The organism is Paracoccus sp. (in: a-proteobacteria), assembly GCF_030536915.1.
Lineage (GTDB): Bacteria > Pseudomonadota > Alphaproteobacteria > Rhodobacterales > Rhodobacteraceae > Paracoccus.
Genome location: NZ_JAUNPC010000013.1, coordinates 19,799 through 44,203 on the forward strand (window position 1 = coordinate 19,799; position 24,405 = coordinate 44,203).

Genomic DNA, 24,405 nt, shown 5'->3' on the forward strand with positions numbered 1-24,405 from the left:
GTAGCCTGCCCCCATGAAACAGCCGAATCGTTTACTCGCGTCCGTGCCTGCGGTCGCGTCGGGCCATGATCCGCGCCGCCGGCTGGTGCTGCTGGCCGACACCAACCGGGCGAACCGGCGCATGCTGTCGATCCAGTTGCAGCGTGCCGGCTACCGGGTGGTCGAGGCGGCGGAGGGCGAATCCGCCCTGCAGGCCTGCCGGAATCTCGAACCCGACCTGATCCTGTCCGATTCGCATCTGGGGGCGCTGTCGGGGCTGGAACTCTGCCGCGCCCACCGGACCATGGCGCGCCAGGGCTACGGCTATTTCATCCTGCTGACCTCCAGCAGCCAACGTGAAGACATCGCGGTGGCATTGGGCGCAGGCGCCGACGACTTCCTGATGAAGCCCATCTCCAGCGCCGAACTGCTGGCGCGCATCCGTGCTGCCGAACGCGTGCTGGACATGCATGACAACCTGGCCGCCGCGAACCGCGAGTTGCAGGGCGCGCTGGAACGGCTGCACCGCGCCCAGGAACAGATGACCGCCGACCTGCGCGAGGCGCGCAAGCTGCAGCAGGCGATGATCCGCGAACGCCAGCGCAGCTTCGGGCCGTTCCGGGTGTCGCTGCTGATGCGCCCGGCCGGCATGATCGGCGGCGATTTCGTGGGCTTCCAGCAGCTCGACGACATGGCCATCGGGCTGCATGCGGTGGACGTGGCCGGGCACGGCGTCGCCTCGGCCCTGCTGACCGCGCGGGTGGCGGCGCAGATCGAGGCGCTGTCGCAGGATCATCAGGTCGAGCCGGCGCGGCTCGTGTCCACCTTGAACGACCTGATGCTGGATGGCCCGATCGCCGAAGCCTATCTGACCATGGTCTATGCCCGGCTGGATCTTTCGACGCACCGGCTGCGGCTGGTGCAGGCAGGCCACCCCCACCCGTTTCTTCAACGGGCCGGCGGCGCGATCGAGCGTGTGGGCCAGGGCGGGCTGCCGGTCGGCGTGCTGGAAGACGCGCGCTTTGACGAGATCGAGGTCGTGCTGAACCCGGGCGACAGGATGCTGATCGTTTCGGACGGGATCACCGACGCGGCCAGCAGCCGGGGCGAACCCTTGGGCGAGGACGGGCTGCGGGCGATCCTGCAACTGAACGCGCCCGTTTCAGGCCATGCGCTGCTGGAATCCATGTGCTGGTCGGTTTCCGCCTTCGCCAGCGGGGAACGGTCAGACGACCTGTCCGCCGTCCTGATCGAGCATCTGGTGCCCGCGTCGGTGCTGGCGGGTCCGGGCGCGTGACCGAACCCTGCCGAGGGGATCAGATGACCAGAACCTGCGTGCCAACCTTGGTCAGCGCGAAAAGTTGCTGGATATGCTCGTTGTAAAGCCCGATGCAGCCGTTCGAGGACTTGCGCCCGATCTTGCGGGTGTCGTGGGTGCCGTGGATGCGGTAATAGGTCCAGCTCAGCCACAGCGCATGGGTGCCCATCGGGTTGTCCGGCCCCGGCGGCACGAAATCCGGCCATTCGGGGTTGCGCTTCTTCATCTCGGGGGTGGGCGACCAGGACGGGCCGTCCACCTTCTTGATGATCTCGGTGCGGCCACGGCGGGTCAGGTCCTCGCTGACCGGGATCGAGGTCGGGAACAGGCGGAAGTCGGTGCCGTCCTCGGACCAGTAGCTCAGCGCGCGCGAGGTCAGGTCCACTAGGACTGCGCCGTTGTTGAGATTGCTGAAATAAGGCTGCCAGTCGTGCATGCGGAAGCTGGACACGTTGCGGCGGTTGTCTGCCGCGGCGTCATGCTGCACCAGACCTGCATCGGGGGTCGCACCTGCGCCGGGCGTGCCCTGCAGCGGCTGGCCGGTATAGGGATCGATTGCCTGCGCCGCGGCGGAACCCGCGAAGCCTGCCGCACCCAGCGCAAGCGAAGTGGCGAGGAAGGACCGCCGGTCGAGGGCGGATCGGGGGGGGACGGTCATCTCAATCTCCTGTCGGCCTTGGGCCCTGCGGGCTCTTGCGGCAATCGCCTCGTGATATGAAGCCAGCACATAGCCGCGGCGGGGTCGAGATCAACTCACAGCGGCGTCAGTGGTTCAACTTTCCCGCGCCTTGCGGTTCCCGGGCCACATGACGCCGGGGAACACGCAGCAGCGGACCCGTGCTGGAACCCGGGCCGGTGGCCATCCGCTTCCATTGCAAGGCCGCTTTCGGAAAAGAGGCGAAAGAGGGCACTCGGCCAGCGCCTTTGCCGTCAGACCGCCGCGCCGCTCAAGTGCCGCCAGGCGGTTTCATGCCCGCTGCGCGGAGTCGCAGTTTGCATACGGGGCCGGAAGATTCTCGGCTTCCCTGCGGCGCCTGAAGAAAATTCAGCCGCCGATGCAGCCTTCCCCCCCCCCTCAAGCGCAGCCGGGGGCCTCATGCAAGCGCAAGCCTCGCTGACAGGCCCACCGTGACCAGACGTGCAGGATGAAAACCAGCCCTGCGGCTCGCAAAGGCCACGGAATCCCCAAGCGATGCGGAACGCCCGTGGCCTGTGCCCTGAAGGTCCCTCAATCCCGCCCGTCGAGCCGGACGAAATCGCGGACGCTGCCCTGCCCCGGCTCGATTCCGGCCCAGTTGTCGGACTGGAAATCGACCACCAGCGTGGCTGCCGTCGGATAGCTGCGGAACTGCGGGTCCATCGGCGGACGGGCGGGCAGCATCGCGGCAAAGGCGGCGATGCCGGGGTTGTGCCCGATCATCATCACCGTGGGCGCCGTCGCGGTCTTCAGGACCCGCAGCATCAACTCGGGCGCGGCGTGGTAAAGGGCGGGCTCGATCCGCAGCTCGGGCCGGGTCTCGAACACGGCCTGCGCCACGCAGTCCCAGGTCTCGCGCGTCCGCCGCGACGAGGAGCACAGCACCTCCTCGGGGTCATGACCACGGCTGGCCAGCCAGTCGCCCAGCGCGCGGGCCGAGCGGCGGCCGCGCGCGTTCAGCGGGCGGTCGTGGTCGGGCAGCGTCGGGTCGTCCCAGTCGGACTTGGCGTGGCGCGTCAGGATCAGGCGGCAATGTCCCAGCGGTGTCATCCTGATCCTTTCCCTCGGGTCTGATCGGGAATCAGACTGCCACCCGCGCCCGCTAGCCGCAAGCGGCTCTCATTGCCAAGGGCAAGGTCACAGGCCGCTGCCGCCCTGCCGCAACCCATGCGGCTTGACGCGAGGTTCGGTGGACCGGATCAGGCTGCCCGCCCCCTGTTCGGTGAACAGTTCCAGCAGCGCCGCATGGGGCACCCGCCCGTCCAGGATCACGACGGCGCGCACGCCCTCGTCCAGCGCGGCCAGAGCCGTTTCGGTCTTGGGGATCATGCCGCCGGCAATGGTGCCGTCAGCGATCATCGTCCGCACCTGGTCGGGGTGGATCTGGGTCAGGACCTGCCCCGAGCCGTCCTTGACCCCCGCCACATCCGTCAGCAGCAGCAGCCGGTCGGCCTTGAGCGCGCCGGCGATGGCGCCTGCGGCGGTGTCGCCGTTGACGTTGAAGGTCTCGTTGTCGGCCATGCCGGTCGCCACCGGCGCGATCACCGGGATCAGCCCGGCAAGGTAAAGGTCGCGGATGATCTGCACGTTCATCTCGATCGGCCGCCCGACGAAGCCCAGTTCGGGATCGTCGGCCTCGCAGACCATCAGGTCGTCGTCCTTGCCGGAAATCCCGATGGCACGCCCGCCCGCGTCGTTGATCGCCTGCACGATGCGCTTGTTGACAAGGCCGGACAGCACCATCTCGACCACCTGCACGGCTTCGGGCGTGGTGACGCGCTTGCCGCGGACAAAGCGGCTTTCGATGCCCAGCCGGTTCAGCAGGTCGTTGATCATCGGACCACCGCCATGAACCACGACCGGGTGGATGCCCACCTGCTTCATCAGCACGATGTCCTTGGCGAACTCGGCCATGGCGGCATCGTCGCCCATCGCGTTGCCGCCGAACTTCACGACGACCACGGCGCCCGCGTAACGCTGCATGTAGGGCAGCGCCTCGGACAGGGTGCGGGCGGTGGTGACGAAGTCTCGGTCCATGCTCTGCAGTCTCATGCGCTGTCCTCGTGGGTGCGGCAGAGGCTAGGCAAAGCCGCGCCCGAGGTCCAGAGCGCCTACAGGATGAAGTCCGTGTCGCCGATGGCAAGCGCCCCCTGCAGGACAAGGGCGAAATCGGCGCTGCCGTCGCCATCCGTGTCGGCCTCGATGCGGACGGTGTCGGCATGGATGAACCAGCGCAGTTCCTTGTCGCCGCGGCTGAAGGGCGCGCTGCCGACCGGGGCGACCCTGAGGGCCGAAAGGTCGATCCGGTCCACGCCCGGCGAGAAATCGGCGATCACGTCCTCGGTCCCCGGCCGCGAATCCACGGGATCGAAGATGAACACGTCGGCCCCCGCCCCTCCGGTCATGAGGTCAAGCCCGTCGCCCCCCTGCAGGACATCCGCGCCATCGCCGCCGGTCAGGACATCGTTGCCGGCGCCGCCCTTCAGCGTGTCGTTGCCCTGCCCCCCCGCCAGCCGGTCGGCGCCATGCCCCCCCAGCAGCAGATCGTCGCCGCCGTCGCCGGAAATCTGGTCGTCGTCCCAACTGCCGTCGATGGTATCGTTCCCCTCGCCCCCCAGCATGAGATCGGCGCCGGCTTCGCCCAGCATCAGGTCGTTGCCCGCCTCGCCGTAAAGGCTGTCGTTGCCCATTCCTCCGATCAGGCGGTCCGCACCATCGCCGCCACGCATGCTGTCGTGACCGCCGTTCCCCCGCAGGGTGTCGTTGCCGCGACCGCCGGTCATGCTGTCGTTGCCGCCTTCGCCGATCAGGAAGTCATTGCCGTCGTCGCCGAACAGCCGGTCGTCATGGTCGCCCCCGAAGATCGTGTCATTGCCGTTGCCGCCGTGGATCAGGTCGCGTCCTGCCGCGCCCAGCAGCAGGTCGTCGCCATCCTCGCCCAGAACGGTGTCGTCCCCCGGACCGGCGTTGACGTTGTCGCGCCCGCCCCCCCCGGTCACGGAATCATTGCCGGCGCCGGGCCGCAGGGTGTCGTTCCCCGGCCCGGCCTGCATCCGGTCGTTGCCCCCGCCGGCGAACATCATGTTGTTGCCCAGCAGGTCGCTCAGCAGGTTGTCGCCGCTCACGTCCAGCAGCAGGTCGTCGCCCGCATCCCCCAGCAGGGTGTCGTTGCCGGCCATGCCGAAGATGCGGTCGTTGCCATCGCCCCCGGACAGGTGATCGTTGCCCGCGCCGCCGTTCAGCCGGTCGTTCCCGGCGCCGCCCTGGATGCGGTCGTTGCCGGTTTCACCGCCGATCAGGTCGTCGCCGTCCTCTCCGGCCACGCTGTCGTCGCCATCCCCGGCCAGCACGAGATCGTTGCCGCCCCCCGCACGGATCGAATCATTGCCCGCGCCCCCCCAGACGGTGTCCTCGCCGCCCTGGGCGACGATGCTGTCGTTGCCCATGCCGCCCTGTAGGAAATCCTCGAGATCGCTGCCAAGGATCGTGTCGTTGCCGCCATAGCCGTAGACCAGCGAGCCGCCGCGCCCCGCCCTGAGCAGATCCCCCTTGGCCGTGCCGAGGACGGTCGAACGCACGTCGGGCGGCTGGTAATGGGCGACGGGAAACATTCCGTTGTCGAAATCGCCCGCGCTCAGCGGGCGGCCGTTCTGGGTGCGGACCTCGAGCGTGGTGTCGCCGAAGCGGACCCTGACCCCCCAGCTCTGCGGGATGAGCTTGAGCTGCGCGACCGAGCGGATCATGCCCAGCATCGACATGTCGATCCGGTCGATGCCCGGCTGGAAGTCGCGGATGGTAATGCGTCCGGCGATCGCCAGCGGGATGAACAGGTCCGCCCCGGCCCCGCCGTAAAGGTCGATGGTGCGGGGCCCGGCGATCAGGATGTCGTCGCCCGCGCCGCCCTCGATCCGCGTGGTGCTCATCCCGCCCTGGATCAGGTCGTTCGCGTCCGTGCCCCTGTGGGCGCCGTTCCCGGCTTGGCGGGTCTGGCCGATCCGGCCGGGATCGATGACGAACTGGCTGACGCCGGTTTCCACCTCTGACCCCGCGAAGACGACGATCCTGCCGCCGATCACCCGCACTGCCAGTGCCGAGACATCGCTCAGCGCCGAGCGCGCATCGTCGGCGATGGTATCCAGGTGGATCAGCCGCCCGTCGGGAGTCAGGGTGAAGAGGCTCAAGCCATCATCCGCGCCCCCCACCACGACAAAGGCGCGGCCGTTGATCGTCACCGCCTCCATCACGGTGGCTTTCTGGAAGCGGGTGGTGCGTTCATCGATGACGTGATCGACCGGGACCAGCCCGCCCCCGGCGACGATCCGCAGGGTGGTCAGTGAGGAACTGTAGGCGGAACTGACGACCAGATAATGCCGCCCGTCGACCTCAAGCGCCACGATGTCGCGCGGGCCGTTGAAGCCGGTGCCGCGGGTGGTGCCGAGGAACTCGCCCGGCGCCAGTCTGCCGTCGGGCTGCACGACATGGGACGAGACGAAGTTGCCGCGCGTCGAGACGGCGACAAGCAGGTCCACCCCCCCTAGCCTCAGCGGCACCAGCGCGTCGATCTGGGCGTCGGCGGGCAGCCTGGGCGGGATGGCCGAGGTGCCCGCCTGCTCGATCCGCCCGTCGGGGCGCTGGCGCCACAGGCTGAAGACCGGCTGGTCGTGACGGGCGGCGTATATCACCGCCTGCCCGCCGGCCAGCGTGAAGCTGCCCGCATGCAGCAGGTCCGAGGGCAGCGCCGCCCCCTCGATTCCGCTGTCGCGGGCGCCGCGCCTGCCATCCGCCCCGATCCGGCTGACTGCATCCGCACCGCCGCGCAAGCCCCCCATCAGCAGCGACACGCCGCCGGGACGGTCGAGCAGGATCGCCTGCGGCTCGGCCAGATGGGAAAGCCGGCGCTGGTAGTCATACGAGGCGATGACGCGCGCCGGCTTGTCCGCCGCCGCCACGTCCCAGATCGAGACGCCCCCGCCCGCATGGGTCGTGCCGACCAGCACCATGCGCTGGCCCACTCCCCCCAGGGTCAGGTCGGTCAGGCTTCGCACAAAGCCCTGGGTTACCGTGGTGACATACCGAAATCTGGCCATCCGCCCTGCCGCCGCTTGCGATGATCGCAGGCGTCAGGGTGGGTTCCAGCCCTTAACAATCGGTAAGAATCTGGCCGCTCCGGCCCGAGGCTTTAGGTGGCATTTGAACCATCGCCTCGCCGGTAGGGCCCGAAGGCGGCGGTTTCGGCCATGTCGTCGCCAACCGCCTCGGCCTCTTGCGCGAGATATCCGGCAAGCGCCCGGCGAAAGCCCGCGTCGGCGACCCAGTGGATCGAATGGGTCTCGGCGGGCATGTAGCCGCGGGCGAGCTTGTGTTCGCCCTGCGCGCCCGCCTCGACGCGGGAAAGCCCATGTTCGATGGCCCAGTCGATGGCCCGGTGATAGCACAGTTCGAAATGCAGGAAGGGGTGGTCCTCGGTGCAGCCCCAGTAGCGGCCGTAAAGCGCGTCACGCCCGATCAGGTTCAGCGCGCCCGCGACCGGGCGGCCGTCACGTTCCGCCAGGAACAGCAGGCAGTCGTCCCGCATCGTCTGGTGCAGCAGGTCGAAGAAGGCGCGGGTCAGGTAGGGTCGCCCCCACTTCCGCCCTCCGGTGTCCTGATAGAAGGTCCACATGGCGTCCCAATGTTCCGGCCGCAACTCGTCGCCGGTCAGCGCGAGGATGCGGCCGCCGAAGGCATTGGCGCGCTCGCGTTCCTTGCGCAGCGCCTTGCGCTTGCGGCTGGAGAGCGCGCCAAGGAAATCCTCGTAGCTGCCGTAGCCGTCGTTCAGCCAGTGATATTGCGTCGTGGTGCGGCCCAGCCAGCCCTGTGCCTCGCCCAAGGCGCATTCGGCCTCGGTGCAGAAGGTGACATGAGCCGAGGACAGGTCGGCCCTGCCCGCCACCTGCGCCATCGCCGCCAGCAAGCCTGCCTGCACCTGCGGATCATCCGCGATCAGGCGCGGCCCGGTGGCGGGGGTGAAGGGCACGGCGCATTGCAGCTTGGGGTAATACTGCCCGCCCGCGCGCTGCCAGGCATCCGCCCAGGCGTGGTCGAAGATGTATTCGCCCTGGCTGTGGGTCTTGAGGTAAAGCGGCGCCACGCCCACGACCCTGTCCCCGATCCGCGCCACCAGATGCGAGGGGTGCCAGCCCGTCCCCTTGCCGACCGACTTCGACTGCTCCAGCGCCAGCAGGAAGCGATGCGTCGTGAAGGGATCGCCGCCCGCACCGCAGGCGTCCCATGCGGCGGCGTCCAGCGCGTCCACGCCGTGCAGGATGGAAACGGTCAGTTCGGCCATGGCGGGAAAGATAAGCCTGGGCCTGCGGGTTTCAACGCTGCCGGCGCGCCATGAAGGCCAGCCGCTCGAACAGGGCCACGTCCTGCTCGTTCTTCAGCAGCGCGCCATGCAGCTTGGGCAGCATCTCGTTCGGGGCGCGCTTGAGGTCCTCGGGCCTGAGGTCCTCGGCCAGGATCAGCTTGAGCCAATCGAGGAACTCGCTGGTCGAGGGCTTCTTCTTCAGCCCCGGCGCTTCGCGCAATTCGAAGAACTGGGTCAGCGCCTCGTCCAGCAGGCGCTGCTTCAGCCCCGGATAATGGACGCCGACGATCTGCTTCATGGTGTCGGCATCGGGAAAGCGGATGTAGTGGAAGAAGCAGCGGCGCAGGAAGGCGTCGGGCAGCTCTTTCTCATTGTTCGAGGTGATGATGACCACGGGCCGGTGCCGCGCCACGATCGTCTCGCCGGTCTCGTAGACGTGGAACTCCATCCGGTCGAGTTCCTGCAGCAGGTCGTTCGGGAACTCGATGTCGGCCTTGTCGATCTCGTCAATCAGCAGGACGACCTTGCCCTCGGCCTCGAAGGCCTGCCACAGCTTGCCGCGGCGGATATAGTTGCCCACGTCATGCACCCGCTCGTCGCCCAATTGGCTGTCGCGCAACCGGCTGACGGCGTCGTATTCGTATAGCCCCTGCTGCGCCTTGGTGGTGGACTTCACGTTCCATTCAATGATCGGCAGGCCAAGGGATGCCGCCACCTGCCGCGCAAGCTCGGTCTTGCCGGTCCCCGGCTCGCCCTTGACCAGCAGCGGGCGTTCCAGCGTCACGGCGGCATTCACCGCCAGCGCCAGGTCGGGGGGCGCGACGTAGCTTTCGGTCGAACGGAACTGCATGGATCGGTCCTTCTGGCAGGCGGGCGAACCAGCGGACACTAGGCCGCGTGCCGCTCACGGGCAAGTTTTACCCCGGCGTCACGCGACTATTTCCTTCCCGCGCCTCATCCTTTAAGGGGGCGCCAAAGGAACGGGCACCGCCCTCGGGCCCGCCCTCGGAGGAGCCATGAAGCGCCAGACTTTCCTTCCCGAAGAATATCGTCCCGCCGAGGACGAGCCCTTCATGAATGAACGCCAGCTTGAATATTTCCGCCGCAAGCTGCTCGCCTGGAAGCAGGAGCTTCTGGACCAATCCGCCGAAACGCTGGAAGGGATGAAGGACAGCGGCCGCAATGTCCCCGACATCGCCGACCGCGCTTCCGAGGAAACCGATCGCGCGATCGAGCTTCGGACCCGCGACCGCCAGCGCAAGCTGGTCAGCAAGATCGACGCCGCCCTGCGCCGGATCGAGACGGGCGAGTTCGGATACTGCGAGATGACGGGCGAGCCGATCAGCCTGCGCCGCCTGGACGCCCGCCCCATCGCCACCATGACGCTGGAGGCGCAGGAAAAGCACGAGCGGCGCGAGCGAGTCCACCGGGACGACTGACCGCATCGCCTGTCCGTCGCCTTTGCCTTACGGCTTCCGGCCGGAACAGGGAGGCCGAGCATGGCGGATCAGGGTCGCGGGGCGCTGCAAGGACGAGAAGCAGTCATCATCGGCGGCGGCATCGGCGGGCTGACCGCCGCGCTGGCCTTGGCGCAGAGAGGTGCCCGCGTCATTGTCCATGAACGCGCCGGCGCATATCGCGAGGTCGGCGCCGGCATCCAGGTCAGCCCCAACGCCGGCCGCTTGCTGGACGCGATGGGGCTGCGGGATGCCTTCCACGCCGTCTCCACCCCCTCGAACGGGGTCGAACTGCGCGACGATCGGGGCGCTCTGGTCCTGCAGATGGACTTCACCAGCGCTCGCCCGCAGGCGAGCTTCCGCGCCGTCCACCGCGCCCGGCTGCTGCAGGTGCTGGAGGATGCGGCGCGGGCCGCGGGCGTCGAGATCCGTCTCGATTCCCCCGTCGCGGCGCTGCCCGACGCGCCCCTGCTGATCGGCGCCGACGGGCTTCACAGCCGTGTCCGGGTGGCGCTGAATGGGTCCGAGACACCCTTCTTCACCGGCCAGACCGCGTGGCGCGCGATCATCCCCGCGGAAGACGACGCCCGCCCGGTGTCGCAGGTCTTCATGGGGCCGCGACGGCATCTGGTCAGCTATTCGCTGGGCTTCGGCCTGCGCAACATCGTGGCCGTGGTCGAACGCTCCGACTGGATCGGCGAAGGCTGGTCGCAGACGGATGATCCCCGGAACCTGCGCCTTGCCTTTGCTGGCTTCGGCGGCCCGGTTCCGGGCTGGCTGGCGCAGGTCACGGAAACCGGCCTCTGGGGACTGTTCCGGCACGAGGTCGCGCCCCGCTGGCACGACGACAGCCGCGCGATCCTGGGGGACGCCGCGCATCCCACCCTGCCCTTCCTCGCCCAAGGCGCCTGCATGGCGATCGAGGATGCCTGGGTGCTGGCCGCCTGCCTCGATGCGGACCGAGACCAGCCCCGCGCCCTGGCCCGCTATCAGGCGCTGCGCCGTGGCCGCTGCGCCCGAATCGTTGCGGCAGCTACGGCGAATGCCCGGAACTATCACCTGTCCGGGCCGAAGCGCCTTGCAGGTCACACGGCGCTGCGGCTCGCCAACCGCCTTGCACCAGGAGCGGTGTTCGAGCGCTTCGCCTGGGTCTATGACCACGACCCCGCCGCCTTGGGGTAACGGGCGAGATTCTTCTTCGTTCAAATATCCCGCGGGGGATCGTCGTCTACGACGATGGGGGCGCGAAGCCCCCCGGTCCGGCATCTCAGCTCAGGCCGCCGCCTTCTCGACCGCCGCGACGATGCCATCCACGACCTCGCGCAGCACGGCCTCGTCCTCGGCCTCGGCCATGACGCGGATCAGCGGCTCGGTGCCGGACTTGCGGATCAGGACGCGGCCCGACTGCGCCAGCCGCGCCTCGGCGCCGGCGATCTCGGCACGGACCGCCTCGGCCGACAGGGGATCGGCCCCGGCCTTGTAGCGCACGTTCTTCAGCATCTGCGGCACGGGGTCGAACTGGCGCACCAGATCGCTGGCCGGCCTGCCGCTGTCGGACAGCGCCGCAAGGAACTGCAGGCCCGCGATCAGCCCGTCGCCGGTCGTGGCATAGTCCGTCATCACGATATGGCCCGACTGCTCGCCGCCGAGGTTGAAGCCTTCGCCCCGCATCCGTTCCACCACATAGCGGTCGCCCACGGCGGTGCGTTCCAGCCGCAACCCGCGGCCCGTCAGGAAGCGCTCCAACCCGAGGTTCGACATCACCGTGGCGACCAGCGCCCCCCCGCGCAGCCGGCCCGCGTCGGCCCAGCGGCCGGCCAGCAGCGCCATGATCTGGTCGCCATCGGCCACGGCCCCGGTTTCGTCGATGATCATCACCCGGTCGGCGTCGCCATCAAGGCTGATGCCCAGATGCGCGCCATGTTCCAAGACCGCCGCCGCCGCGGCCTCGGGGTGGGTCGAACCCACGCCCGCGTTGATGTTGAAGCCGTCCGGGTCCACCCCCAGCGGGATCACCTCGGCGCCCAGTTCCCACAGCACCTCGGGGGCGGCGCGATAGGCCGCGCCGTTGGCGCAGTCGATCACGACCTTCAGCCCGTCCAGCCGCTGGCCCTGCGGGAATGTCGTCTTGGCATATTCGACATAGCGCCCGCGCCCGTCCTCGATCCGCTTGGCACGGCCGATCTTTGCGGGCGCGGCCAGCGGAATCTCGGCCGAAAGGATCGCCTCGATCTCGGCCTCGGCCTCGTCGGACAGCTTGAAGCCGTCGGGGCCGAAGAACTTGATGCCGTTGTCCTCGGCCGGGTTGTGGCTGGCCGAGATCATGATCCCCAGGTCGGCCCGCATCGACCGCGTGAGATAGCCCACCGCGGGCGTCGGGACCGGACCCAGCAGCAGCACGTTCATGCCCGTGCTGGTCAGACCCGCCGTCAGCGCGTTTTCCAGCATGTAGCCCGACAGCCGGGTGTCCTTGCCGATCACAACCCGGTGCCCGTTGCTGCCGTTCTCGCTGCGGAAATAGCGCCCCGCCGCCGCGCCCAGCCGCAGCGCCATCTCGGCCGTCATCGGATGGCTGTTCGCGCGCCCCCGCACCCCGTCGGTGCCGAAAAGCTTTCTGCTCATGCCTCTGCCCTCGTTATCGCCTGCCACAGGGCAAGCCCTTGTCTGGTCCCGGCCACGTCATGGACCCGGTGGATCTGGATGCCCTGCTGCACCGCCGCCAGCGTCACGGCAAGGCTGCCGGGGTCGCGGGCCGCAGCCTCTTTGCCGCCGCCGACCGCGCCGACGAACCGCTTGCGCGAGGCCCCCAGCAGCACCGGCACCCCAAGCCCATGGTAAAGCGATATCCGGCGCAGGATGGCAAGGTTATGGTCCTGCGTCTTGCCGAAGCCGATGCCGGGGTCGATCACGATCCGGTCGCGGGAAATCCCCGCGGCCTCGGCCCGTGCGATCCGCAAAGCCAGCGCGTCATGGACGTCCAGCAGCACATTGTCATAGCGTGGATCGTCCTGCATCGTCTCGGGGACGCCCTGCGCGTGCATCAGGCAGAGGGCGGCCCCCGTTTCCGCCACCACCGCCGCCATGCCGGGGTCGAAGTCGAGGCCCGAGACGTCGTTCACCATGCCCGCGCCCGCCATCACGCCCTCGCGCGCCACCGCGGCCTTGCGCGTGTCCAGCGAGACTGCGGTCTCGCCCGACAGCGCCCGCACCGCCGGAAGGATGCGGGCGATCTCGTCGGGCACGGGGACCGCCTGCGATCCGGGCCGGGTCGATTCGCCGCCGATGTCGAGGATATGCGCGCCCTCGGCCGCCAGTCCGCGACCATGGGCGATGCCGCCATCCGCATTCCAGCGACCGCCGTCCGAAAAGCTGTCGGGGGTCACGTTGACGATGCCCATGATGCGCGGCGCGTCCACCGCAAGGCCCAGCACGGGCGGGCGCGGGGCGGTCAAGGCCGCGATGACCTCGGGCGGTGCTTGCGTGACGATCCGGGGCGCCGCGCCGCGGGTCAGCAGTTCGAAGGACGAGAACTGCACCCACCCCCCCGCAAGCCGCCAGCGGCCGGGTCCGAGGTCGGGGATGGGGCGGAAATATTCGGTAGCGGCCATGGTCTGACGAGGGTTCCTGTCTGCTAGATGCCGCGGGTGCAGGCGTCCTGCAAGGCTCAGCCGCCCAGCCGGGTCGAGGGGATGGGGAAACCCGCCGCAGCATCCGGCAGCGCCACACCCTCGGGCAACGCCCAGTCGATGCGCGCCGCCTGCAGCCGGGCGGCGAGCCACAGGGTGAGCGCCTCGGGTTCGGCGCCGACCGCCTCGTCCGCGGCCATCCGCGCCGGCGCCCAGACGACCGCAAGCCCGTTCGCCGCGGCCCAGTCGATCTCGGTCCGGCTGTCCGCGACGTCGATCCCCAGTTCGCCCGCCAGCGCCCAGGCGGCCTGATCCAGCGCCAGCAGGGCGATCCGCCGGGCATCACCGCCCTGCGGCAGCGGCAGGCCGGGGGCTGCCGGCACGACCACCAAGGGGCCCGCGGGCAGCGCCGCGGGACGTCCCATGAACAGCAGGGCCGGGCGCGCGGCCTCGGCCCGAACCTCGACCTGCCCCGTGCGCCGGGTCAGCGTCACGCCCAGCGCACCGGGCACCCGGTCGAGCTTTTCGATCGTGACGGTCACCTCGGCGGCCTGAGGATGCGTCAACACCTGCGCCGCCATCCGTTCGGCAAGCGTCTCCAGCAGGTCATAGCGGCGGTCGGCCAGCCCATCGGCCACCGCCGCCACCAGCACGTCATAGCTGAGGATCGCGTCCACCCGGTCGCCCGCGCCCGTGACCGGCTGCGCCAGGGCGACCTCGATCCCGAAGCGCAGGCGCTGGGTCTGGCCGCGTTCGCTCTGGAAGGCGCCGATCTCGGCTGAAACGACGTGGTCGCGCAGGTGGATGCGGTCGGGGATGCTCATGGCCCCTGTTGGAACGAACAAGGCCCCGCCGCAAGGGCGAGGCCAGCCATCCGCAGCGAAAATCCCGTCAGTTCGAGGCGACCCGCTGCCCGTCGGCGCGGCGATAGAAGATATGGGCGCCGATCCTGGTCGTCCGGGTGAAGCGCTTGGCCCAGGACGGCTTGACATAGGTGGTGTGGAAATAGGTTGCGCCGCCGGTCAGGCTGCGGGGCGCGCCGGCCAGGGCCTCGGTCGCGATCCGCTGGGCGCGCTGGGCCGCCGCGCGGTCGCGCATCCGGCCGACCTTGCCCTTGTAGCTGAACTGCTTGGGCTGGTTGATGACCCCGCAGACCGAGCTCGGGAAGGCCGGGTGGTCGACGCGGTTCAGGATGACCTCGGCCACCGCCCGCTGGCCTTTCACCGATTCGCCGCGCGCCTCGTGGTAAAGCGCCTCGGTCAGGCACTGCAGCGAGGCCTTTGAGGCGCCGCCCGCCTTGGCCTGGATCACCCGCTCGGGTCCGCCGGCCGCGCCGCGGGCATTCTGGGCGAAGGCCTCGTCAGAAAGGGTCGGCAGGGCAAGCGCAAAACACACTGCAACTTGCGCCAGCCTTTTCAACAGCTTGCTCATCAAGGTCGTCCTGTCGTTTCCGTGCCGCGCGGGGCCTTTGGCCCGCCATCGCGATTGCTGGAAGAGGACATGCGACGCTTGCGCCGGATTGCGCCAGTCAAAGAAACCGTAAGGAGGGGAACCACGGCCAGAACAGACAATTCAGGCAAGAACCCGCCGAGCGAGTTGGCGCGCTTCGGCAGAAATCGGCGTTCAGCGGAACCCTGTCCGACCTTCGACGGAACCGGCAAGCAGTTCCAGTTCCGAATCATCGCGCGCCGTGTCGGCCAACCGGCAGAGAATGGCCTCCTGCGCCGCGGCCAGTCGCGCGACCGGCACTCGGAAGGGCGAGCAACTGACGTAATCCAGTCCTGCCCGTTGGCAGAAGGCGATGGATTCGGGGTTCCCGGCATGTTCGCCGCACATGGCGACGGTGATCCCCGCCTTGTGCGCCCGCGCCCGCTGGGCGCCGATCAGGACAAGCTCGCCCACGCCGTCCTGATCGAGGATATGGAAGGGGTCCTCGGCATAGACCCCTTGCGCGACATAGCTGCCCATGAAGCGCGCGGCGTCGTCGCGCGACAGGCCGTAGGTCATCTGCGTCAGGTCGTTCGTGCCGAAGGACAGAAAGGCGCAATGCTCGGCGATGTCGCCGGCCCGCAGCGCGGCGCGTGGGGTTTCCACCATGACGCCAAGGCGATAGGTGAACGCGGCGCGGCTTTCGGCGCGGACGGCGGCGGCGATGCCCTCGATCCGGTGGCGGACCATCTCGACCTCGCGCATGGCGCTGACCAGCGGGATCATGATCTCGGGGACGACGCCGTGGCCGTCGCGGCCGACCTCGACGGCGGCCTCGAAGATGGCGCGGGCCTGCATCTCGTAGATTTCCGGCACGGTGATCCCCAGGCGGACGCCCCGCATCCCCAGCATGGGGTTGTATTCGGTCAGCGCCTCGACCCGGCGCACCACGTCCGACAGCGGCAGGTCCAGCGACTCGGCCAGTTCGCGCATCCCTTCGCGGTCATGGGGCAGGAACTCGTGCAGCGGCGGGTCGAACAGGCGGATGGTGACGGGATAGCCGTCCATGATGCGGAACAGGTTGATGAAATCGCCCCGCTGCATCGGCAGCAGGCGGTCCAGCGCGAGGCGGCGGTCCTCGGCCCGGTCGGCGAAGATCATCTCGCGCATGGCGGGCAGGCGGGCGTCGTCGAAGAACATGTGTTCCGTGCGGCAGAGGCCGATGCCTTGGGCGCCAAAGCGACGGGCGCAGGTCGCGTCCTGCGGCGTGTCGGCATTGGCGCGCACGCCCATCGTGCGGGCCGCGTCCGCCCATTCCAGCAACTGGTTGAAGCTGTCGTCCAGCGCCGGTTCCAGCATGGCGGCGGCGCCCGCGAGGATCTCGCCCGAGGTGCCGTCCACGGTGATCTGCTCGCCTTCGCGGAAGCTGCGCTCGCCCACGCGCATCACCCGTCCGCGCACGTCGATATGGATGCCGGATGCGCCGACGATGCAGGGCAGCCCCAGCCCCCGCGCGATGACGGCGGCATGGCTGGACATGCCGCCGCGTTCCGTCAGCACTGCGACCGAGGCGTGCATCCCCCGGATATCCTCGGGCAGAGTCTCGCGCCGGACCAGCACGCAGGATTCGCCCCGCGCGGCGGCGGCCTGGGCGGCCGCGGCGGTGAATACGATGCGCCCGGTCGCGGCGCCGGGGCTGGCGGCCATGCCGCGGGTGATGAGATCGCGCGGCGCGCGGGGATCGACCTGGTGGTGCAGAAGGTCGGTCAGGGCGCGCGGCTGGACCCGCATCAGCGCCTGTTCGGGCGGGATGATCCCGTCGCGGGCCAGCCCGACGGCGATCCGCACCGCCGCGCGCGAGGACCGCTGCACCCGCACCGCGTCGATCAGCGACAACCGGCTGTCGGCGACGACGAACTCGATCTGCATCTCCTCGCGCAGACGCTCGCGGGCGGCGACGCCGAAGCGGACAAGATCGGCAAAGACCTCAGGCGCCGCGTCTTCCAGCGAAGGTCCTCGGGGGTCGCGGGTCAGGTAGATCGACTCGGCGTCGTGCCGTTGGGCGCGGCCCTGGGTCTGGCCACGGAAGCGCCCTGTGATGCGCGGCGTGCCTGTCACGCTGTCGATGAACTGGATGGTGCCCGAACCGGTGACCCCCGGCCCCAGCGCCAGCGCCATGTCCTGCACCACCAGCCCCAGCGGCGCGTCCGGTGGCGCGCCCTTTGCCTGCCGCAGCAGCCGGGCGGTCGGCCCCTCCCACGCCCGGGCCATGGACCGCAGCACCTCGACAAGCTGGCGCTCGGGGTCCTGCGGGAACTCCTCGTCGGTCTCGTCCTGGTAGTTGTCCAGCGCGTCGGCCAGCGTGGCATCGGAATCGCTGAACATGTCGGGGTCGAGCCGGGCGACATGGATCGCATAGGCCTGCACGAAGCCGCGATACAGCGCATCCGCCGCCTCAGGCCCCAGCGTGGCGGTCAGTTCGGCATGGCGGGCGGCGTTCATGCCGACGTTCAGGACCGACCGCGGCCCGCCCCATTCCGGGTCCAGCGCCGAGGGCCGCACCCCCAGAAGCCCGCCGGTGCAGCCGATCAGCCGCCCGAGATCGGCGCCGGGCAGCGGACGGCCCGCGGCGATGGCGCGGACGGCGGCGGCAGGAATGGCGAAGCTGCGCGGCACCGGCAGATCCATGCGGATCAGCCGTTGCAGGCACTTGGCGCGCCATCCGTGCAGGGCGGTCTCGACCCGCGCGGAAGGGGTGATCTCGACAATGGTCGTGTCGCTGGGCTGGTCCATGGCCCGGCACCCTAAGCGCGGGGTCGCCCGGCGGGCAAGAGAGAACGCGGCGCCTTCAGGCGGAAAGCTCGACCCAGACGGGAACATGGTCGCTGGGCTTGTCGCCCGCGCGCTGGTCGCGGTCGATGCCTGCCGCCTGCATCAGGTCGGCGGCCTGCGGCGACAGCAGCAGGTGGTCGATGCGGATGCCGTTGTCGCGTTCCCAGGACTGGCGCTGATAGTCCCAGAAGGTGAAGGGGCCGCGCGTGGCATGGGGGTCCGAGATGCGGATCGCGTCGGTCCAGCCCTGGTTGACGATCCGGCGGTAGGCCGCGCGGGTTTCGGTCAGGAACAGCGCGTCGTCCAGCCAGGCTTCGGGCCTGGCGGCATCGCGGGGTTCCGGAATGACGTTATAGTCGCCCAGCATCACCACCGGGGTTTCCGTCGTCAACAGTTCCGCCGCGCGCAGGCGCAGCCGTTCCATCCATGCCAGCTTGTAGTCGTATTTCGGCCCCGGCACGGGGTTGCCGTTCGGCAGATACAGCCCCGCCACGGTGACGGCGTGATTGTCGCCCATCACCACGGCCTCGATCCAGCGGGCCTGTTCGTCCGTCTCGTCGCCGGGCAGGCCGCGCCGGACCTCCTCGACGGGCAGGCGCGACAGCACAGCCACGCCGTTCCAGCTTTTCTGGCCGTGGGTCCAGACCCGCCAGCCCAGGTCCTCGATGGCATCAGTCGGGAAGCCCTCGTCCACCGACTTGATCTCCTGCAGCACGACGACATCGGGCTGCGCCTCGGGCAGCCAGGCCACAAGCTGGTGCAGCCGCGCCTTGATCCCGTTGACGTTGAAACTGGCGATCCTCATGGGCGCGACCCTATGCGCCCGGCCCGGCCTGGGCAAGAAGCCGCGCAGGAACCGGCGGGCCGGGGCGGGGATTGAACCGGCGCAACGACTTGGAAGGCCGGCGCCATGTTCCAGCTTGAAACCCCCCTCCTCGAACTGATGGCGCGTGGCGCGTTCCTGTTCATCCTCTTCATGGGCCTGTTCCGGCTGTTGCCCCGCCGGACGGGGGGCGAGCTTGCGCCCATGGACCTCGTGTTCCTGCTGCTGGTCACCGAGGCCGCGGCCCATTCGCTGGGCGACTACACCTCGCTGGCGGATGGCACGGTGATGATCCTCACGCTGATCGCGCTGAACTACCTGACCAACCGGCTGTCCTTTCACTTCCCCTGGTTCGAGCGGGTCGCCGAACATTCGCCCCTGCAGATCATCAAGGACGGCAAGACGATCCCCCGCAACCTGCGCAAGGAGCTGATCACGCCCGAAGAACTGATGGGCCACCTGCGCCTGAACGGCGTGGGCGACATCTCGCAGGTCATCAGCGCCCATGTCGAGGGCGACGGACGGCTCAGCGTGGTGACGAAAGGCGGCGAGGGCGGAGGAGAGGCCGAGGACGGCGGCAGCCGCGCCTGACGGGCGGCCTCGCGGCTACTCGACCGCCATCGGCGGAGTGACGATCAGCTTGTCGATCCGCATGGCGTCCATGTCGGCGACCTCGAAGGTCCAGCCCTCGTGCTGGAACACCTCGCCGGTGCGGGGGATGCGGTTGATGAGCGCCAGCACCATGCCCGCCACGGTGTTGAAATCGCCGTCAGGCGCGGGAAAGCCCGTCTCGCCCGCGAATTCATCCGCGCTTTCGCCGCCGGATACCAGCCAAGACCCGTCCGCGCGGCGCACCATGTCGGGCTCGTCGCCCTCGGCATCGGCGAAGTCGCCGGTGATCGCCTCCAGCAGGTCCATGGCGGTGATGATGCCTTGGAAATGCCCGTATTCGTCATAGACCAGCACCATGCGCGACGGGGTGACGCGCATCACCTCGATCACCGACAGGGCGTCGGCGGCATCCAGAACCGTCGGCGCCTCGCGCATCAGCGCCCGCAGGTCGGGGCTTTCGACCCCGAGCAGGTCGCGCAGGGCCACGACGCCCAGAATCTCGTCGTCCGAGCCTTCAGTTATCGGCAGGCGCGAGAAGCGGGCGGCGCGGGCCTTTTCCATCACGACCGCGGGCGGGTCGTTCACGTCGATCATCTCGACGTCGCGGCGCGGCGTCATCATGGCGGCGGCGGATCGGTCGGCGACGCGCATGACGCCTGCGATCATGCCGCGTTCGCCTTCCATCAGGACGCCCGCCTGCGTCGCCTCGGCGATAGTCATGCGGACCTCCTCGTCGGTGATCGCGCGGTCGGAACTGTTGCCGATGCCGATCAGGCGCAGCACCAGCCGGGCCGCCGCATCCAGAAACCAGACCAGCGGCGTCCCGATCTTCGCCACCATCCGCATGGCGGGAGCGACGCGGGCGGCGATGCGTTCGGGGTTCGCCATGGCGATCTGCTTGGGCACAAGCTCGCCGATGATCACCGACAGCGCAGTGATGGCGGCGACGACCAGGAACACGCCCAGCGATTGCGCAACGCCGTAGGGCACGCCCGCCGACACCAGCGCCGCGCCCGCGCGGGCGCCCAGCGTGGCCCCGGACACCGCGCCCAGCAGGACGCCGACAAGAGTGATCCCGATCTGCACGGCCGACAGGAACTTGCCCGGCTGTTCCAGCAGGTCCAACGCCGCCTGCGCGCCGCTGTCGCCCTTTTCGGCCATGCTGGTGAGCCGGGCGGGACGCGAGGACACCACCGCCAGTTCGGACATGGACAGCAGGCCGTTCACGATGGTGAGGGCGACGATCAACAGAATTTCAAGAAACATGGGGCGTCAGATCGAAAAGGACGTGCCGCAGCCGCAGGACGAACTCGCGTTCGGGTTATCGATCTTGAAATGCGCGCCGATCAGCTCGTCCGACCAGTCGATCCGGGCACCGGCCAGGAAGGGCAGCGAGACCGGATCGACGACCACGCGCTGGCCCTCGCCTTCCAGCACAAGGTCGTCCGAGGCCGGTTCGTCCATGCGGATGTCGTACTGGAAGCCCGAGCAGCCGCCGCCCAGAACGGCCACCCGCAGCGCCGGTCCCGGTCCGCCTGCGTTGATCTCTGCCAGCCGCGCGAAGGCGCGGGGCGTGACCATCGGTGGCAGGTTCATGGGGCGTTCCTGTTTCGTTGAGGTTTCCCAGACTATAGGGTCGCGGGTGCCTTGCTGCAAGGAAGCCCGATGGTCGCCGTCCTGCCCGCACCCTATGCCTGCCAGCCGGAAGAAAGCCGCGGCCGCCTTTACCCCGAGGAACTGTCCACCTTCCGCAGCCCCTGGCAGCGCGACCGCGACCGCATCATCCATTCCTCGGCCTTCCGCAGGCTCAAGCACAAGACCCAGGTCTTCGTGGAACATGACGGAGACGAATACCGCGGCGACTATTACCGAACCCGCCTGACCCACACGATCGAGGTCGCGCAGGTCGCCCGCACCATCGCCGCCGCGCTGGGGCTGAACACGGACCTAGCCGAAGCCGTGGCGCTGGCCCATGACCTGGGCCACCCCCCCTTCGGCCATACCGGAGAGGATGCGCTCGCCACTCTGATGGCCCCCTACGGCGGCTTCGACCACAACGCGCAGGCGCTGCGGATCGTCACGCGGCTGGAACGCCACTACGCAGGCTTCGACGGGCTGAACCTGACATGGGAGACGCTGGAAGGCATCGCCAAGCACAACGGCCCCGTCGCCCGCCCCTACCCCTGGGCGCTGGCCGAGGTGAATGCCGCTTGGGACCTGCGCCTCTCCACCTACGCCAGCGCCGAGGCGCAGGTGGCCGCCGTCGCCGATGACGTGGCCTACAACCACCACGACCTGCATGACGGGCTGCGATCCGGCCTGTTCACGGAAGCCGACCTCATGGAACTGCCGTTGATCGGCCCGGCCTTTGCCGAGGTGGACCGCCTGCATCCCGGCCTCGCCCTCATGCGCCGCCGCCACGAGGCCCTGCGCCGCGTCTTCGGCGTGATGGTCGAGGACGTGATCGCCGTGGCACAAGGCCGGATCGAGGCCGCCCAGCCGCAAGGCGTCGAGGCGATCCGCACCATGGACGGCCCCATCATCCGCTTTTCCAAGCCGGTCTACCAGAGCCTCAAGGCGGTCAAGCAGTTCCTGTTCCAGCGGATGTATCGCGCGCCTTCGGTCATGGAGGAACGGGCCCGCGTCACCGCCATCCTGAACGCGATCTTCCCCATGATGCTGGACGACCCCCGCCTGATGCCCGGGGACTGGCAGGCCGAGGCGCTGGGCGCGGACGACCGCACCGCCTGCGCGCGTGTTGTGCTGGACTATATCGCCGGGATGACGGACCGCTTCGCCATCGCGGAATGGCGGCGGCTGACGGGTGGACGGGGCTGAGCCTCAGCGCAGGAAGATCAGCGCCATTCCCGTGACGGCGACCAGCGCGCCCAGCCAGCTTGCGGCAGGCGGGCGTTCCCCCGTGACGATCCACAGCACCGGCAGGATCAGCACCGGCGACAGCGCCGAGAGGGTCGAGACGATCCCGACCTTGCCGCCCTGCAGCGCGAACAGCAGCAGCGTCATGCCGACAACCATGGCCAAGAGCCCCGAGGCCATGATCTGCGCCGCCCCCCTGCCCGACAGCCGCCCCAGAGGCCGCGCCGCACCCAGCGGAAGCCGCGTCAGCGTGCCGAGGCACAGAACCGCCACCACCACCCGCACCAGCGAGGCCACCATCGGGTCCAGCCCCGCCGCCATCGCCGGCCGGGCGATCAGCGAGCCCGAGGCCTGCCCCAGCGCGGCAAGCAGGCCCAGCGCCACGCCATGCCGGATGGGGCCATGCACCCGCTCAAGATGGTTCGTCGGCGCCCGTCCCAGCACGCAGATCGCGACGCCTGCTGCGCACAGCACCACCCCGGCCACCCCCTGCGGCGCCAGCGTCTCGCCAAGGACCAGCCAGCCCAGCAGCGCCGCCATCGGCGCGTTCATGGCAAACAGCGCCCCCGCGCGGCGCGGCCCCAGCCTGCGCAGCGCGAAGAACAGCACCGTGTCGCCCATGAAGACGCCGACGAAGCCCGACAGCGCCAGCACCGGCAGCAGCGCGGGATCGGTGCCCCGCCATGCGCCGGACAGCAGAACCAACGCGGCCAGCATCAGCGTGACAAGGCACTGCCGGTAGAGATTGAAGGCGAAGGGCCCCACCTCGGCCACCGGCCTTGCAGCCAGAAGCCCCGTCACCGCCCAGCAGGCCGCCGCCCCGAGTGCCGCAAGCTCGTGTATCGGCACCTGTCGCCCGTCCCCTGCCCGTTTGCGTCCCTGCTAGCGGGCGGATTGAACCTCGGCAATGTCCCCCGCGTTGGGGCCGCGAACCAACTCAGGAGAGGCGACATGGCGATCACCAAAACCGGCTCGGCCCGCTGGCAGGGCGGCATCAAGGACGGCAAGGGCGAGGTCTCGACCGAATCCGGCGCGCTGTCGGGGCTGGCCTACGGCTTCAACACCCGCTTCGAGGGCCAACCCGGCACCAACCCCGAGGAACTGATCGGCGCCGCCCACGCCGCCTGCTTCAGCATGGCGCTGTCGGGGCAGCTTGAGAAAGCGGGGGTGAAGGAGGCGCGGATCGAAAGCTCCTCCGCGGTGACGATCGAGAAGCAGGGCGACGGCTTCACCATCACCAAGGCGCACCTGACGGCCCGTGTCTCGGGCCAAGGCGATGAGGCGGCGATCCGTGAGGCCGCAGAGGCCGCCAAGTCGGGCTGTCCGGTCAGCAAGGTGCTGAATGCTGAGGTGACTATGGACCTGACGGTGGGGTGACGGCCCTCCGCCCCGCGGCGCGGCCTCCAGTCGCGCCGCTTGCAGTTGGTTCGTCTGCTATGCGGGACAAAGTGGTCGTCCAACCTTCCACCAAGCAAGTAGGATGAGCAAAGCTTTGCTATTGAACTGGCCCCCCTTTCGACCGGACACTCAGGCCTGAACATGGAGGCTTAGGCTTATGCCTGAGCACATGCTTATGGCTAACGTAGAGATCATCACCGATGGCGGCCGCCGGCGCCGCTGGAGCGCTGCGGAGAAGCTGCGCATCGTGGAGGAGACGCTGGAGGACCATGCCAGCATCTCGATCGTCGCGCGGCGCAATGGCGTGGCGCCGAACCTGTTGTATCGTTGGCGGCGCCTGATGCTCGAAGGGGGAAGCGTTGCCGTGACTGAGGACGACGATGTCACCAGCAATCGTGTCGTGCGCGAGATGGAAAGCCGCATCCGCGAGCTGGAGCGCCAGCTCGGGCGCAAGACGCTTGAGGCGGAGATCCTGCGCAAGGCCTTGGATAAGTCACGGGTAAAAAAACCGACCTTGCTCGTGCGGTCGCCATTGAAGGGCGATTTCCAGTGAAGGCTGTGGCAGTGACGCTGGGCGTGGCCCGATCGAACCTGATCGACCGCCTGCAGGGCAGGACCCGGTCACGACGAGGCTATCATAAGACACAGGACGCAAACCTGGTGCCGCAGATCATGGCCCTCGTCGCCGCGCGGCCGACCTATGGCTACCGCCGGATCACCGCAATCCTGAACCGCCAGCTGCGATCCGACGGCGCCGCGCCGGTGAACCACAAACGGGTCTACCGGATTATGAAGGCGCATAACCTGTTGCTGGCGCGTAAATATTCCGAGCGCCCCGAACACGTCCACGACGGCAAGGTCATCGTCATGCGCTCAAACCTGCGCTGGTGCTCGGACGGCTTCGAGTTCACCTGCTGGAATGGCGACGTCATCCGCGGCGCCTTCCTCATCGACGGTAACCATCCGGTGTGGGCCGCAGATGGGCGCTGTTAGGTCGTGGGCTTCGAGG

21 protein-coding genes and 1 pseudogene are annotated in these 24,405 nt (G+C 69.0%); 7 read left to right on the forward strand and 15 right to left on the reverse strand.

Annotation, left to right across the window (positions count from 1 at the left end; translation table 11 throughout):
- Positions 1-13 precede the first annotated feature (13 nt).
- Entirely contained in the window at positions 14-1,276 is a 1,263-nt protein-coding gene (locus Q4F04_RS04025; protein WP_303368542.1) for a PP2C family protein-serine/threonine phosphatase, read from the forward strand.
- Between the two features lie 19 nt (positions 1,277-1,295).
- On the opposite strand, the gene Q4F04_RS04030 is transcribed toward Q4F04_RS04025, so the two are convergent.
- The 6 genes from Q4F04_RS04030 to Q4F04_RS04055 form a co-directional block, all read right to left on the reverse strand.
- A complete protein-coding gene (locus Q4F04_RS04030; protein WP_303368543.1) occupies positions 1,296-1,955 on the reverse strand; it encodes a L,D-transpeptidase in 660 nt (219 codons plus the stop codon).
- A gap of 570 nt (positions 1,956-2,525) precedes the next feature.
- Positions 2,526-3,044, reverse strand: coding sequence for a histidine phosphatase family protein (locus Q4F04_RS04035; protein WP_303368544.1), 519 nt, complete (start codon positions 3,042-3,044; stop codon positions 2,526-2,528).
- An 87-nt stretch (positions 3,045-3,131) separates the two neighbouring features.
- The gene (gene argB / locus Q4F04_RS04040) at positions 3,132-4,031 is read right to left on the reverse strand and encodes an acetylglutamate kinase (protein ID WP_303368561.1); all 900 of its coding nucleotides are present in this window, start codon (positions 4,029-4,031) and stop codon (positions 3,132-3,134) included.
- Positions 4,032-4,105: 74 nt separating this feature from the next.
- Positions 4,106-7,081: a calcium-binding protein gene (locus Q4F04_RS04045; protein ID WP_303368545.1), complete on the reverse strand. Its 2,976-nt coding sequence runs from the start codon at positions 7,079-7,081 to the stop codon at positions 4,106-4,108.
- A 92-nt stretch (positions 7,082-7,173) separates the two neighbouring features.
- Positions 7,174-8,322, reverse strand: a complete 1,149-nt coding sequence (locus Q4F04_RS04050) for a GNAT family N-acetyltransferase (protein ID WP_303368546.1) — start codon at positions 8,320-8,322, stop codon at positions 7,174-7,176.
- A gap of 31 nt (positions 8,323-8,353) precedes the next feature.
- Positions 8,354-9,193 (reverse strand): MoxR family ATPase, encoded by an 840-nt coding sequence (locus tag Q4F04_RS04055; RefSeq protein ID WP_303368547.1) that lies wholly within the window; start codon positions 9,191-9,193, stop codon positions 8,354-8,356.
- Between the two features lie 166 nt (positions 9,194-9,359).
- On the opposite strand from Q4F04_RS04055, the gene dksA reads away from it, so the two are divergent.
- Together dksA and Q4F04_RS04065 are read left to right on the forward strand one after the other, a co-directional pair.
- Positions 9,360-9,782 carry an RNA polymerase-binding protein DksA gene (dksA, locus tag Q4F04_RS04060; protein ID WP_182792187.1) on the forward strand — a complete coding sequence of 141 codons (423 nt, stop codon included), beginning with the start codon at positions 9,360-9,362 and terminating at the stop codon, positions 9,780-9,782.
- 60 nt (positions 9,783-9,842) lie between these two features.
- Positions 9,843-10,982, forward strand: a complete 1,140-nt coding sequence (locus Q4F04_RS04065; protein ID WP_303368548.1) for an FAD-dependent monooxygenase — start codon at positions 9,843-9,845, stop codon at positions 10,980-10,982.
- Between the two features lie 90 nt (positions 10,983-11,072).
- Here Q4F04_RS04065 and glmM read toward each other — a convergent pair whose 3' ends face one another.
- From glmM to xth, 6 genes are all read right to left on the reverse strand, one after another.
- Entirely contained in the window at positions 11,073-12,422 is a 1,350-nt protein-coding gene (gene glmM, locus Q4F04_RS04070) for a phosphoglucosamine mutase (protein WP_303368549.1), read from the reverse strand.
- Positions 12,419-13,408, reverse strand: coding sequence for a dihydropteroate synthase (gene folP / locus Q4F04_RS04075; protein WP_303368550.1), 990 nt, complete (start codon positions 13,406-13,408; stop codon positions 12,419-12,421). The genes glmM and folP overlap by 4 nt, the downstream gene beginning before the upstream one ends.
- A gap of 56 nt (positions 13,409-13,464) precedes the next feature.
- On the reverse strand, positions 13,465-14,250 hold the full coding sequence (locus tag Q4F04_RS04080) for a dihydroneopterin aldolase (RefSeq protein ID WP_303368551.1): 786 nt from the start codon (positions 14,248-14,250) through the stop codon (positions 13,465-13,467).
- 67 nt (positions 14,251-14,317) lie between these two features.
- The gene (locus Q4F04_RS04085; RefSeq protein WP_303368552.1) at positions 14,318-14,857 is read right to left on the reverse strand and encodes a cell wall hydrolase; all 540 of its coding nucleotides are present in this window, start codon (positions 14,855-14,857) and stop codon (positions 14,318-14,320) included.
- 192 nt (positions 14,858-15,049) lie between these two features.
- Entirely contained in the window at positions 15,050-17,647 is a 2,598-nt protein-coding gene (locus Q4F04_RS04090; protein ID WP_303368553.1) for a putative PEP-binding protein, read from the reverse strand.
- A gap of 55 nt (positions 17,648-17,702) precedes the next feature.
- Positions 17,703-18,491 carry an exodeoxyribonuclease III gene (gene xth, locus Q4F04_RS04095; RefSeq protein ID WP_303368554.1) on the reverse strand — a complete coding sequence of 263 codons (789 nt, stop codon included), beginning with the start codon at positions 18,489-18,491 and terminating at the stop codon, positions 17,703-17,705.
- Positions 18,492-18,596: 105 nt separating this feature from the next.
- Between xth and Q4F04_RS04100 the strand changes: the two genes are divergently transcribed.
- Positions 18,597-19,100 carry a DUF421 domain-containing protein gene (locus Q4F04_RS04100; RefSeq protein WP_303368555.1) on the forward strand — a complete coding sequence of 168 codons (504 nt, stop codon included), beginning with the start codon at positions 18,597-18,599 and terminating at the stop codon, positions 19,098-19,100.
- Positions 19,101-19,115: 15 nt separating this feature from the next.
- Here Q4F04_RS04100 and Q4F04_RS04105 read toward each other — a convergent pair whose 3' ends face one another.
- Together Q4F04_RS04105 and Q4F04_RS04110 are read right to left on the reverse strand one after the other, a co-directional pair.
- The gene (locus Q4F04_RS04105; RefSeq protein WP_303368556.1) at positions 19,116-20,387 is read right to left on the reverse strand and encodes a hemolysin family protein; all 1,272 of its coding nucleotides are present in this window, start codon (positions 20,385-20,387) and stop codon (positions 19,116-19,118) included.
- Positions 20,388-20,393: 6 nt separating this feature from the next.
- Entirely contained in the window at positions 20,394-20,717 is a 324-nt protein-coding gene (locus Q4F04_RS04110) for an iron-sulfur cluster assembly accessory protein (RefSeq protein WP_303368557.1), read from the reverse strand.
- An 81-nt stretch (positions 20,718-20,798) separates the two neighbouring features.
- Between Q4F04_RS04110 and Q4F04_RS04115 the strand changes: the two genes are divergently transcribed.
- A complete protein-coding gene (locus Q4F04_RS04115; protein WP_303368562.1) occupies positions 20,799-21,959 on the forward strand; it encodes a deoxyguanosinetriphosphate triphosphohydrolase in 1,161 nt (386 codons plus the stop codon).
- Positions 21,960-21,962: 3 nt separating this feature from the next.
- On the opposite strand, the gene Q4F04_RS04120 is transcribed toward Q4F04_RS04115, so the two are convergent.
- Positions 21,963-22,847 carry a DMT family transporter gene (locus Q4F04_RS04120; protein ID WP_303368558.1) on the reverse strand — a complete coding sequence of 295 codons (885 nt, stop codon included), beginning with the start codon at positions 22,845-22,847 and terminating at the stop codon, positions 21,963-21,965.
- A 108-nt stretch (positions 22,848-22,955) separates the two neighbouring features.
- Here Q4F04_RS04120 and Q4F04_RS04125 point away from each other — a divergent pair, with 108 nt between their 5' ends.
- Positions 22,956-23,375 carry an OsmC family peroxiredoxin gene (locus tag Q4F04_RS04125; protein ID WP_303368563.1) on the forward strand — a complete coding sequence of 140 codons (420 nt, stop codon included), beginning with the start codon at positions 22,956-22,958 and terminating at the stop codon, positions 23,373-23,375.
- 178 nt (positions 23,376-23,553) lie between these two features.
- Positions 23,554-24,350, forward strand: a pseudogene (locus Q4F04_RS04130) (transposase); the annotation flags it as partial.
- Positions 24,351-24,405: the final 55 nt, after the last annotated feature.